Below are 11,844 nucleotides of genomic sequence, written 5' to 3' on the forward strand. Positions count from 1 at the left end.
CAGCCCCGCTTCTCGACGTATGCGGCCGTCACGCGATCGACTGGAGGGCCGCGCCGAGGATGGCGCTGCCGGTCATGTCCAGGGCGGGTTCGTCGGTCTGCCAGGCCCGGACGTCGTCGACATACCGGCTGCCGTGGCCGGTGAACGCCGCGTACCGGTCGGCGCCGCCGGGCGGGCAGGCCACCATGTCGTCCATGTGGTCGCCGAGCCCGTCGGCGAACAGCTCGGGGTCGTTGGGCCCGTTCACGACCGCGCCGGTCAGGGTGCGTCCGGTCAGGTTGGCGATCTGATGCTGCGGGCACCGGGGGAAGGTCGAGCCCTCACCGATCATGAAGCTGGCGCCCCAGGCGTTCGCGCCGAGGAGCCAGTCGCGCTGCCTGGTCGCGAAGGCGGCGTAGGTGGTGTCGCCGCTCGCCGCCCGGTACATCGCCTCGGTGGCGATCAGCCCGAACGTGTGCGAGGCGACGTCGAAGTCGGTGTAGATCCCGCCGGCGTGGAACGGGTCGCCGGCCGCCCGGTCCGCGCCCGTGCGCACCTGCCGCCGTAGGTCGGCGACCAGCCGGTCTGGGCCGGTGGCGAGCCCGTGCGCGCCGCCCGTCCGCCGGATCGCGGTGATCAGGTCGGCGTGGGCGAGCGCGCTCACGTCGTACAAGTTGAAGGTGTCTCCGGTCTCGGCGGTGAGGTAGCCGCGAGCGAAGGTCGCGGCGTCGCGCACGTAGGCATGGCTGCCGGGCAGGCCCAGCCGCTGCGTGGCCAGGGCGATCTCGGTGGCGCCCAGCTCCATGTCGTCGTGCCAGGTGTCCTCGGGGTAGAACTCGTTGGGCAGCGCGGTCACCAACTGCTCCGGCGGACTCTGGACGTCGGCCCGGGCGTAGAGCGAGGTGGCGGCGCGCAGTTCGGCCCGGGCACGGCGGGGATCGCGGGCGGCGTCCTGCTGCGCGGCCAGCGCGAAGGCCGCGGCGACCCGGCCGGCGAGGTTGGGGCTGATCGGCGTGCCCGGCGCGGCGGCGTCGAAGACCGGGCGGTGCGCGGTGGCGTACCGGTCGGCGGGATCGGTGTCGTGGTCGTCGCTCTGCGGCAGTCGCCACAGGTCGTGGTCGCCGATGAACGTGCCGGCCTCGTTGCCCGAGCCGATGCCGACCTGCAGGTGTAGCGTCCGGGTGCGCTGGTCCCACGCCTTGCCGAGCCAGTCGACGCCGTTGCGGGCCTCGTCGCGCAGCCCGGCGGGCGTGGCCGGCCCCATGGCCCGTGCCGAGGCGAGAAGAGCGATGACACCGTACGCCGTGGTGTGGGTCATCTTCAGGTAGTCGCCGGCGTCGTACCAGCCGCCGGCGACGTCGACCGGGCCGCCGGTCCGGGTGAGATCCGCGTCGCCGATGACGTCCTCGGTGACGAAGTGCGGTGTCGCGTACACGGAGGCGACGGCGTCGTTGCGGTGCGCCGTGTCCCGCTGGGTATGGAAGAACGTCACGCCGTCGCGGACCAGGTCGCCATAGAGCTCGCGGGCCGGCCGCACGCGGAAGCCGGGCGAGACGATGTCCTGGACGCGGATGCGGTACGTGCCGGGCCGATGCAGGCCGTGGAGGTCGATCGAATAGACCGCCGGGTAGGCGGCGTTCCAGGAACCCCGGCTCGCCGAGGCGGCCCGTCCGGAGAGGACGGACCGGCCGGCGGCGTCGACGACCGTGAAACGTACGCCCGGAGCCGGCGTCGTGGCCATCAGGTACGCCTGCTTGCTCTCGCCGGGCGCGAAGCCGGCCTGGTCGACGCGGATGAAGCCGCGCACGGCCGGATGTGCCGGCGGCGCGGCGGCGCCCGTGGTCGCCAGCAGCGCCAGGCCCATGACCATCTTGAACGCGCCGGACGTCGCGAACATGAGGCGGCTCCGATAATAGGAAGACTGTTTAACAGACCTAGGAACCGTATTTCCGTCCACACGCACGGTCAAGAGATTCGCTCATGTTTGCTGGGGGATCGGCAGCGGGCGCGGCGGCACCGGCGTCGAGACGACGATCGATGTCGTGGTCTGGCCGAGCAGGACGAAGCGGTCGATGATCTCCTCGAGGTCGGCCATCGACGGCGCGTGGACCTTCAGCAGGAAGCAGTCCTCGCCGGTGATCCGGTGGCACTCGACCACGTTGGGCGTGGCGCGGGCGGTGTCGGCCACCCGGGGCAGCTGGCCGGGGCCGGGCCGCACCCGGACGATCGCCGTCACCGTCATGCCGAGGGCCTCGGGCGCGACGTCCATGTGGAACCCGGTGATGACGCCGGCGCGCTGCAGGCGCTGGACGCGCTCGGTGACCGCGGGGGCGGACATGCCGACCCGGCGCGCGAGCTCGGACATCGACAGCCGGGGGTCGGCGTGCAGCTCGGTGAGCAATCGGACATTGATGCTGTCCACCATGCTGAGGCTGGAATTCAACGGCATCTCGAGCCCCTCACCTGCAGATTGCCATTCAGTCGGGCCGACTGGGTTGAGACGCTACTCCGGTGAGTCCAGGCCGGGTGCCGCCGCAGGCGTTCTTCGCGGTGAGCGCCGTCTTCCACTATCTCGGGCCGGCGTTCGCCGTGACGCTGTTCGGTCAGCTCGGCGTGCCCGGGGTGACCTGGATCAGGATCGCCGGCGCGGCCGCGGTGTTCGCCGTCTGGCGCCGCCCGTGGCGGCCGGCCGGGCCGTGGCGCCCGCTCGTGGCGCTGGGCGCGGTGCTGGCCGCCATGAACACCGTGTTCTACCTGGCCTGCGCGCGCATCCCGCTGTCGACGGTCGGGGCGATCGAGTTCCTCGGCATCATCGTGCTGGCCGCGGTCGGCGTACGCGGTCGCCGCAACCTGCTGGCACTCGCGCTCGCGGTCGGCGGGGTCGTCGCGCTCGCCGACGTGCGGATCGTGGCCGAGCCGCTGGGCATCGTGCTGGCGTTCGCCAACTGCGCGCTGTTCCTGCTGTACGTCGTCCTCGGGCACCGGATCGCCAACGCGGGCCCGGGCTCGGGCGGGACGGGTCCGGGCGGGATCGACCGGCTCGGGGCCGCCATGCTGGTCGCCGCCGTCATCGTGACCCCGTACGGCCTCGGCGACGCCGCGGTGGCCTTCACCCATCCGCTGCTGCTGCTGGCCGGGTTCGGCGTGGCCGTGTGCTCCTCGGTCATCCCGTACGTCACCGACCAGCTCGCCATGGCGCGCCTGGGCCGGTCGAGCTTCGCGCTGATGCTGAGCATCCTGCCGGCCACCGCCACCGTCGTCGGGCTGGTCGTGCTGGCCCAGGTGCCCACGGCCCAGGACGTCATGGGTATCGCCCTCATCACGGCCGGGGTGGCGATCCACCAGGCCGAAGCTCCGAGAAAGGTGAAAGCACCATGCGCTACGTGAATCTGGGCTCGTCCGGCCTGAAGGTCTCCCGGATCTGCCTCGGCATGATGAGTTACGGCACGCCGGAGCGACGGGACTGGATCCTGCCCGAGGACGCGGCCGAACCGATCGTGCGGCGCGCGGCCGAGTCCGGTGTGACGTTCTTCGACACCGCCGACATGTACTCCGGCGGCGTGAGCGAGGAGGTCACCGGGCGGCTGCTCGGCAAGCTGTTCGCCCGCCGCGACGACTACGTCCTCGCCACCAAGATCTACTTCCCGATGGGCGAGGGGCCGAACGACCGGGGACTGTCGCGCAAGCACGTCCTGGCCGCGATCGACGCCTCGCTGACCCGGCTCGGAACCGACTACGTCGACCTTTACCAGATCCACCGCTGGGACCACGAGACGCCGATCGAGGAGACCATGGAGGCACTGCACGATTGCGTACGGGCGGGCAAGGCGCGCTACATCGGAGCCTCCAGCATGTACGCGTGGCAGTTCGCCAAGGCGCAGCACGCCGGCCCGACGAGGTTCGTCTCGATGCAGAACCACTACAACCTGGCGTACCGCGAGGAGGAGCGCGAGATGATCCCGCTCTGCCTCGACCAGGGCGTGGGCGTGATCCCGTGGAGCCCGCTGGCCCGCGGCCTGCTCACCGGCAGCCGGCGGCGGGACGGCCGGAACACCACCGTCCGCGCGGGCAGCGACGCGCTGGCCGACGGCATGTACACCGAGGCCGACTTCGACGTCGTGGACGCGGTTCTGGCGGTCGCCGCCGACCGGGGCGTGCCCCCGGCCCAGGTCGCGCTCGCGTGGCTGCTCGGCCGGCCCGGCGTGACGGCGCCGATCGTCGGCGCGACCAGGACCGGCCACCTCGACGACGCGATCGCGGCCGTCGGCCTGTCCCTCGACGACGAGGAGGTGGCGCGCCTCGAGGCCCCGTACCGGCCGCACCCGATCATCGGGCACGAGTGAGGCTGCGCGTACGGCCCCACGGTTTCACGACCGCGAGGACGGTCGCGATCGTCAAGGTCGTCAGCGACACCGCCGGCGGGAAGAACAACGACGAGACGTCGGTCGCGTTGGCCGTGCCGCCGGCCAGGTCGCGGCCGTAGCCGCCGACCGCGTCCATGCCGGGTTGGAGCACGGCGACGATCAGCGTGCACAGCAGCAGGTTCAGGCCCAGCTTCACGGCGACCCACCAGTACCGCAACAGGCCCCATTTCGTGCCCAGGCCGAGGACGAGGCCGGTGGCCAGGCAGATCAGCCCGGAGGTCAGCATCGGCCACACCACGAACGTTGCCAGCGCCCGGTACGCCAGGCCGCGGATCTCGGTATCGGTCCCGAACCAGCCGACGCCGACGAGGACGGCCACCATGACGTCGATCCCGATCCACGCGCCGGCCGAGATGACGTGTGTGATCAGCGTGATCCGGCGCCAGGTGCGGTTGAGGACGAAAGAAATCGAGTTCATCTCGTCACCATGCCGATCGGCGGGGCCGGGCACGTCCGTTGCCGGGCGACACCCGCGCTACGTCCCCGGACGTAGCGCTACAGGTCGACCAGGCCCGACTGGTACGCGAAGACGACGAGCTGCGCCCGATCGCGCGCGCCGAGCTTGACCATCGCCCGGCTGACGTGGGTGCGGGCCGTCGCCGGGCTGACCACGAGCCGCTCGGCGATGTCCTCGTTGCTCAGCCCCTCGCCGACCAGCCCGGCGACCTCCCGCTCGCGGTCGGTGAGCGTGCCGAGCCGCGGGTGCGGTTTCCGGGCCCGCGACGGGCGGGTGGCGAACTCGCGTACGACCCGGCGGGTCACCGACGGCGACAGCAGCGCCTCGCCCGCGGCCACCAGCCGGATGGCCTTCAACACCTCGGCCGGCTTGGTGTCCTTGGTGAGAAACCCGCTGGCGCCGTGGCGCAGCGCGTCGAAGACGTACTCGTCGAGCTCGAACGTGGTCAGCACGATCACCCGCGTGCCGCTCATCGTCGCGTCGGCGGTGAGCCGGCGGGTCGCCTCGATCCCGTCGATGCCGGGCATCCGCACATCCATCAGGACGATGTCGGGCCGGGTCTCGCGGGCGACCGCGACCGCCGCCAGCCCGTCGGCCGCCTCGCCCACGACCCGCATGTCGTCCTCGGCCCCGATCAGCGCGCTGAGCCCCAGGCGTACGAGATCCTGGTCGTCGGCGATGAGAACACCGATCATGACCCGGTCACCGGCAGCACCGCGTACACCCGGAACCCGCCGCCGGGCCGCGGCCCGGCCGTCAGCTCGCCGCCCAGCGCGGCCGCCCGCTCGCGCATGCCCGGGATTCCGCTGCCGTGGTGCGACGGGACCCCGCCGAGGCCGGCGTCGGTCACCTCGAGCTCGAGCGCCTCCGCCCCGTACCCGATGGTCACCTTGGCGGTTGTCGCGCCGGCGTGGCGGAGCACGTTGGTCAGTGCCTCCTGCACGATGCGGTAGGCGGCGAGGTCGACAGCGCCCGGCAGCGCCCCGGGCGGCGTCCCGTCGATCGACAGCGACACCGGCAGGCCGGCGTGGGCGAGCCGGTCCCGCAGCGCGGGTAGCTGACCCAGCCCGGGCATGGGCGCGCGGTCGTCGCCGCGGCGCACCGCCAGCAGCGTCGCCCGTAGCTCGTCGAGCCCTTGTTTGCTCGTACGGCTGATCGCGGTCAACGCGGCCTCCGTCTGTTCGGGCTTGCGATGCAGCAGGTGCAGCGCGATCTCGGCCTGCATGTTGATGGCGGCCAGACCGTGACCCACGACGTCGTGGACCTCCTGGGCGACCCGCAGCCGCTCGTCGTCGGCGATCCGCCGGGCGGCGTCGACGCGGGCACGGGCGGTCGCCTCGCGGCTCAGCCGCACCGTGATGCCCAGCGCGAAGGGGACGACCACCCAGGCGGCGGCGGGGGCGAGCCCCTCGATGCCGGGATCGCCGTCGGGCGGGACGAAGGCGTGCACGCTCACCGCCACCAGCGCGGCGCCGGCGATCACGGCGGCGGGGCGTAGTGGCAGCTCGGCGGCCATGGTGTACACGGCCAGCGAGAAACAGAACATGATCGATCCGTACGCGTAGTCGCCGAGCAGATAGGCGACGGTGGCGGCGGTGACGATCGCGAGCGTGACGACGGGCCACCGCCGCCGGATCGCCAGGGCCGACGCCGCCACCGCGATCAGGCCGTAGCCCACCGCGTCGAGCGGCGTCGCGCCCGGCTGGTTCTGGGCCGCGAACCGGGTGGTGATCAGCCCGAACGCCAGCAGCACCGCGGCGATCAGGCCGTCGGTGAGCCAGCGGCGGACCGAGATGGCGTCCACGTGTCAGAGGATGTCACGGCGGCGCAGGACCAGCGCGCCGGCGGCCAGGAAACCCACCAGGTAGGCCGCGACGATCAGCGCCGCCTGGCCGCCACCACCCACGGTGGCATCGACGCCCGGCGTGTCCGGCGAGCTGCCGAGCGCCGCCGCCAGAGCGCCCGCGTTCGGCCCGGGCAGCCCCTTCTGCGCCTGCGCGATCCAGTCCACCAGCGGCGCGGCCAGACCCGCGAGCAGGTTCTGCACCGCCAGCAGCCAGACCAGGCCGAGGCCGAGCGCCAGCGCGACGCCGCGCAGCAGCACCGCGAGCACCACGCCGAACGCGGTCCACATGGCCGCGATCAGCCAGCCCCCGCCCAATCCGGCCGCGAGCTCGCCGATCGACGGCCACGCCATCGGCTGGTCCTCGACCGCCGCGATGACCAGGCTGGCGCCCGCCCCGGCCGCGAACAGCGCCACCACGAACGCGAGCGCCGCGACGGCGAGGGCCGCGAGCTTGCCTGCATACACGGCGAGCCGCGACGGGCCCAGGGTCAGCACGGTTTTCCAGGTGTCCCAGCCGTACTCGCTGCCCACCGCCAGCACGCCCAGGATGACGAGGATCGCGCCGAGGAAGACCGGCAGGCCGGCGACGGAGTTGCCGACCAGCTGCGCCGGCACGACCGCCGCGAGACCGCGATCGGCCGTCGGGCCGCCGGTGCCGCCGCGGTAGCCGGCGTACGGAATCACGTACGTGAACAGCAGGCCGAGCACGAGCGCCACCGCCAGCAGCAGCCAGTTCGCCGGCCGCTTCACCAGCTTGAACAGCTCGGCCGTGACGTTACCCCACATCTGCCCCACCCCCGGTGAGCTCGAAGAATGCCTGTTCCAGATCGCGTTCGACGGTCCGCAGCTCGCTGACCGTCACGCCCGCCGACACCAGCGACGTGTTGATCTCACCCGCCCGGTCCGCGCCGACGGCGAGGTTCAGGCCACCGTCGGCCAGGGTCACCGCGCCGGGACCCAGCAGCATCCGCGCCTGCTTCGCCGCGAGGTCCAGCGGTTCGGCGACCACGCGCAGGTCGGCGCGCCCGCGCAGATCCGCCACCGTGCCCTCGCGCACCAGCCGGCCGCGGAAGATGACACCGACGCGGTCACAGATCTGCTGCACCTCGCCGAGCAGATGGCTCGACACCAGCACCGTGCAGCCGGCCGCGCCGAGCCGGCGGACCATCGCCCGCATGTCGGCCATTCCCGCCGGATCGAGACCGTTGGTCGGCTCGTCGAGGATCAGCAGCCGCGGGTCCTTCAGCAGCGCCGCGGCCACTCCGAGGCGCTGCTTCATGCCCAGGGAGTACTTCGCGTAGCGGTCGCCGGCCCGGCCGGTCAGGTCCAGGAGCTCGAGGACCACGTCGACCCGCCGGCCGGCCACGCCGGCGTGCCGGGCGAGCACGCGCAGGTTGTCCCGGCCCGACAGGTACGGGTAGAAGGCGGGACCTTCGATCAGGGCGCCGACGGAGGGTTGCGAGCCCGGCGGCCGGCCGTTCAGCAGCACCGTGCCCGCCGTGGGCCGGACCAGACCCAGCAGCATCCGCAGCGTCGTGGTCTTGCCGGCGCCGTTGGGGCCGAGGAAGCCGTACACCTCGCCGGCCCGCACGGTGAGATCGAGATCCCGTACGGCGAGCAGGTCGCCGTACCGCTTGGTCAAACCTTGCGTGACGATCGGTTCCATGCCATGACAGTGCCCGGCTCCGCGGCCGGGGGCGTCCGTCGAGGCGCGGCATCGGGTGTACGTCAGCGGACGTAGACCGCGGCGTCAGGGCAGCTCGACCACCTGGGCCGCGTACGCGAGACCGGCGCCGAAACCGACCAGCAGGGCAGGACCGGCCGCGTCCGGCAGCGCCGCCATGGCCAGCGGGATGGAAGCCGCACCCGTGTTGCCGTTGGTGACGATGTCGGTGGATATCCGGACGTGCGGACCCAAGCCCAGGGCCTTGGCCGCGGCCGTGGTGATGCGCAGGTTGGCCTGGTGGGGGATGAACGCCGACAGGTCGGCGGCGGTGATGCCGGCCGCGTCGAGCGCTCGCCGGCCCACCTCGGGGATGACCGAGGTCGCCCAGCGGAAGACGTCGGGCCCCGCCATGCGCAGGATGCCGCTCTCGTCGTACCGCAGCAGCTCGCTCTTGGCGCCCTCGGCGCCCCACACCACCGGGCCGATACCGCGCGACGGCGCGGGACCCACCACCACCGCTCCGGCGCCGTCGCCGAAGAGGAACGCGGTGCCGCGGTCGCGCGGATCGACGATGTCGCTCATCCGCTCGGCGCCGACCAGCACCACGTGGCGGGCCGTGCCGCTGCGGACCAGGGCGTCGGCGGTCGCCAGGGCGTACGGGAAACCGGCGCAGGCCGCGCCGAGGTCCATGGCGGCGGCCGAGGTGGCGCCCAGCGCGTCGGCCACCAGCGGCGCCACGGTCGTCGCCCGGCCGCGGTGGGACATGGTCGCGACCAGCACCACCGAGACGTCGTGCGGGTGCACGCCGGCGCCGGCCAGGGCCTTGGATGCCGCCGCCGCAGCCATCGTGACCAGGTCTTCGTCATCGGTGGCGTAGCGGCGGGACTCGATGCCGCTGCGTCGGCGGATCCATTCGTCGCTGGAGTCGATGAGCGCCGCGATCGTCTCGTTGCCGACCTCGGTGTGCGGGCGGTAGGCGCCGACGCTCAGGATCTGGGAGCCGGGGTTGCCGGTCAGTGCAGGGTCCATGGTGTGCAAGCAAAGCAGACGCGGCTGAGCGCGGTCTTCAGAAACCCTGGACGCGACACCCCTCCGGGTCGGTCATCGGTCTTGCAGGTGGCGCAGCTTCTCGGGGCTGACGATGGTGTGGATCGCCTCGACACAGGGATCTCCGTCGGCGCCGGTGATCTGGACCGCGAACACCGCGCGCAGCCGGCCGTGCTCGTCGAGGACGCGGGCGCCCGGTTGCCCGTTGACGAGCCGCGGCTCGACCCGCAGGGCGTCCCGGCCGGCCTGGCGGAACAGGCCGAGCAGGAATCGGGCCACCCGGGCGCGGCCGATGACCGGCCGGGTGACGGCGGGCGGCCGGCCGTTGCCGTCGGCGTAGAACCGGACGTCGTGGGCGAGCAGCGTCTCGAGCTCGGCCAGCTCGCCGGCCCGGCATGCGGCGAGGAATCGGCGTGCGAGCTCGTCCCGGCGTTCCGGCGAGACCTCGAAGCGGGGACGGCCGGCGTCGATGTGCGCGCGGGCCCGGGCCAGGATCTGCCGGCAGTTGGCCGCGGTCTTGCCGACGACGACGGCGATCATGTCGTAGTCGTACGCGAAGACCTCGCGGAGCAGGAACACGGCCCGCTCGACCGGGGAGAGACGCTCCAGCGTCGCCAGGAACGCCATCGAGAGGTGCTCGTCGTACTCGGTCCGCACCGCCGGGTCGCGGGACTCGTCGGTGCCGAGCAACGGCTCGGGAAGCCAGGTGCCCACGTACTGCTCGCGCCGGACCCGGGCGGAGCGAAGATGATCGATCGCCAGCCGGGTGGTGACGGTGGCGGCGTACGCGTCGGGGGATTCGACCGTCGTGGTGTCGCGGTGCATCCGGAGCAGCGCTTCCTGCGCGATGTCCTCGGCGTCGACGACGCTGCCCACCATCCGGTAGGCGATGGCGAACATCAACGGCCGCAGTTGGGCGTAGCTGGTCGCTTGGTCGGTCATACCGGCATCAAAGCACGTCACTGTCACAGGCGCCGGTTGGATCTCGTCGTAAGGGTTTGACCGGCTTTCTCCGCGACGAGAACGGGAGGGCATCATGCGAGCAGTTGTAATCACCGGTACCTCGACGGGAATCGGGCGCGCGTCAGCGCTGGCCCTCGATGAGATGGGCATGCACGTGTACGCCGGTGTCCGCCGGCCCGAGGACGGCGATGCGCTGCGGTCGAGCGGCTCCCGCCGCCTGACGCCGGTGATCATCGACGTCACCGATACCGCATCCATTCGTGCGGCCCGTGATCTGGTGGCCGAGCGGGTGGGCGACGCCGGTCTGACCGGTTTGGTGAACAATGCCGGAACCACGGTGCCGTGCCCGGCCGCTTATCTGCCGCTGGACGTGTTCCGGCGTCAGCTCGAGATCAACCTGACCGGCCATCTCGCCGTCATCCAGGCGTTCCTGCCGCTGCTGCGCGCGGCGCACGGCCGGATCGTCAACGTCAGCTCGGTCGGCGGGCGGGTGGGCGCGCCGCTGATGGCCTGCTACGCGGCGGCCAAACACGGCCTCGAAGGGCTTAGCGACAGCCTGCGCCTGGAACTGGGTCCGCTGGGCGTCCACGTGGCGGTCATCGAGCCGGGATTCATCGCCAGCGCGATGCCGGGGAAGCTCGAGCGGGACGCCGACGCCTGGCTCCGGCAACTTCCGCAAGAAGGCCGGGACACGTACGGCCGGCAGCTCGCGGCCATCGCCGCCAAGGTCGGCAAGGAGGCGACCACCGGCTCCCCGCCGGATGTCGTCGCCGGTGCGGTCGTCCACGCCTTGACCAGCAGCCGTCCCCGCGTCCGCTATCCGGTGGGCGCCGGCGCGAAGCGCCTTCTGACGCTGCATCGCGTCCTGGCGGATCGGTGGATGGACCGCATCATCGGCCATGCCACCGGCTATTCGATGAAGCCTTGAGGACGGTGATCATATGAATGTCGCATTGTGGTGCGCTCAGATTCTGCTCGCGGTGGTGTTCACGACCTCGGGCGCCATGAAGTCGACCCTGCCGAAGGACGACCTGGTCGCCCGGGGCCAGACCGGGGTGCAGTTCTTTCCCACCCCGGCGATCCGCCTCATCGCCGCCAGCGAGCTGCTCGGCGTCGTCGGGCTGATCCTGCCCGAGCTGACCGGCATCGCTCCGGTTCTCACCCCCCTCGCCGCGGTCGGCCTCGCGCTCCTCATGATCGGCGCGACGGTGACCCACGTCCTGCTGCGCGAGCCGAAGAACATCGCCATCACCGTCACGATCTTCGTCGTCTGTGTGTTCGTCGCGGTCGGCCGATTCGCCGACTAGCGACCATCTGGCGTCGAGGTCGGGTTCGTCGGATCGCAGCCTGTGGACAACGGCGAAATCTTGTGGCTCTTGTGATCGGTGTGTGGGTGGGTTTGCGGTCATCGGTCGGGTAGTTCGGGTCGGTGGCCGCCGAGGGTGAGCATGGCCAGGGCGAT

Annotated in this window: 13 protein-coding genes; 4 read left to right on the forward strand and 9 right to left on the reverse strand. The window is 72.0% G+C overall.

What is annotated here, in order from left to right; all coding sequences use genetic code 11:
- Nucleotides 1-28: 28 nt before the first annotated feature.
- Together ACIA5D_RS39565 and ACIA5D_RS39570 are read right to left on the reverse strand one after the other, a co-directional pair.
- Nucleotides 29-1,876, reverse strand: a complete 1,848-nt coding sequence (locus ACIA5D_RS39565) for a glycoside hydrolase family 9 protein (protein ID WP_396035641.1) — start codon at nt 1,874-1,876, stop codon at nt 29-31.
- A gap of 81 nt (nt 1,877-1,957) precedes the next feature.
- Nucleotides 1,958-2,404 carry an Lrp/AsnC family transcriptional regulator gene (locus tag ACIA5D_RS39570; protein ID WP_396035656.1) on the reverse strand — a complete coding sequence of 149 codons (447 nt, stop codon included), beginning with the start codon at nt 2,402-2,404 and terminating at the stop codon, nt 1,958-1,960.
- 86 nt (nt 2,405-2,490) lie between these two features.
- On the opposite strand from ACIA5D_RS39570, the gene ACIA5D_RS39575 reads away from it, so the two are divergent.
- Nucleotides 2,491-3,366, forward strand: coding sequence for an EamA family transporter (locus ACIA5D_RS39575; protein ID WP_396035642.1), 876 nt, complete (start codon nt 2,491-2,493; stop codon nt 3,364-3,366).
- The gene (locus ACIA5D_RS39580) at nt 3,354-4,322 is read left to right on the forward strand and encodes an aldo/keto reductase (protein ID WP_396035643.1); all 969 of its coding nucleotides are present in this window, start codon (nt 3,354-3,356) and stop codon (nt 4,320-4,322) included. Before ACIA5D_RS39575 ends, ACIA5D_RS39580 begins: the two co-directional genes overlap by 13 nt.
- Here ACIA5D_RS39580 and ACIA5D_RS39585 read toward each other — a convergent pair.
- The 7 genes from ACIA5D_RS39585 to ACIA5D_RS39615 all read right to left on the reverse strand — a co-directional run bounded on the left by ACIA5D_RS39585 (nt 4,306) and on the right by ACIA5D_RS39615 (nt 10,361).
- The gene (locus ACIA5D_RS39585; RefSeq protein WP_396035644.1) at nt 4,306-4,821 is read right to left on the reverse strand and encodes a hypothetical protein; all 516 of its coding nucleotides are present in this window, start codon (nt 4,819-4,821) and stop codon (nt 4,306-4,308) included. The two genes, ACIA5D_RS39580 and ACIA5D_RS39585, sit on opposite strands and share 17 nt — an antisense overlap.
- Before the next feature lie 77 nt (nt 4,822-4,898).
- Complete coding sequence (locus ACIA5D_RS39590) at nt 4,899-5,555, reverse strand: response regulator (RefSeq protein WP_396035645.1); 657 nt, start codon at nt 5,553-5,555, stop codon at nt 4,899-4,901.
- Entirely contained in the window at nt 5,552-6,664 is a 1,113-nt protein-coding gene (locus tag ACIA5D_RS39595) for a sensor histidine kinase (RefSeq protein ID WP_396035646.1), read from the reverse strand. Before ACIA5D_RS39595 ends, ACIA5D_RS39590 begins: the two co-directional genes overlap by 4 nt.
- Before the next feature lie 3 nt (nt 6,665-6,667).
- Nucleotides 6,668-7,492: an ABC transporter permease gene (locus ACIA5D_RS39600; RefSeq protein WP_396035647.1), complete on the reverse strand. Its 825-nt coding sequence runs from the start codon at nt 7,490-7,492 to the stop codon at nt 6,668-6,670.
- Nucleotides 7,482-8,372, reverse strand: coding sequence for an ABC transporter ATP-binding protein (locus ACIA5D_RS39605; RefSeq protein ID WP_396035648.1), 891 nt, complete (start codon nt 8,370-8,372; stop codon nt 7,482-7,484). The genes ACIA5D_RS39600 and ACIA5D_RS39605 overlap by 11 nt, the downstream gene beginning before the upstream one ends.
- A gap of 84 nt (nt 8,373-8,456) precedes the next feature.
- Nucleotides 8,457-9,401, reverse strand: coding sequence for a beta-ketoacyl-ACP synthase 3 (locus ACIA5D_RS39610; RefSeq protein WP_396035649.1), 945 nt, complete (start codon nt 9,399-9,401; stop codon nt 8,457-8,459).
- Nucleotides 9,402-9,473: 72 nt separating this feature from the next.
- The gene (locus ACIA5D_RS39615; protein ID WP_396035650.1) at nt 9,474-10,361 is read right to left on the reverse strand and encodes an RNA polymerase sigma-70 factor; all 888 of its coding nucleotides are present in this window, start codon (nt 10,359-10,361) and stop codon (nt 9,474-9,476) included.
- Nucleotides 10,362-10,455: 94 nt separating this feature from the next.
- Here ACIA5D_RS39615 and ACIA5D_RS39620 point away from each other — a divergent pair, with 94 nt between their 5' ends.
- Nucleotides 10,456-11,310: an SDR family NAD(P)-dependent oxidoreductase gene (locus ACIA5D_RS39620; protein ID WP_396035651.1), complete on the forward strand. Its 855-nt coding sequence runs from the start codon at nt 10,456-10,458 to the stop codon at nt 11,308-11,310.
- 13 nt (nt 11,311-11,323) lie between these two features.
- The gene (locus tag ACIA5D_RS39625) at nt 11,324-11,689 is read left to right on the forward strand and encodes a DoxX family protein (RefSeq protein WP_396035652.1); all 366 of its coding nucleotides are present in this window, start codon (nt 11,324-11,326) and stop codon (nt 11,687-11,689) included.
- Nucleotides 11,690-11,844 lie beyond the last annotated feature (155 nt).

Source organism: Actinoplanes sp. NPDC051513, from assembly GCF_044454685.1.
Taxonomy (GTDB): Bacteria; Actinomycetota; Actinomycetes; order Mycobacteriales; family Micromonosporaceae; genus Actinoplanes.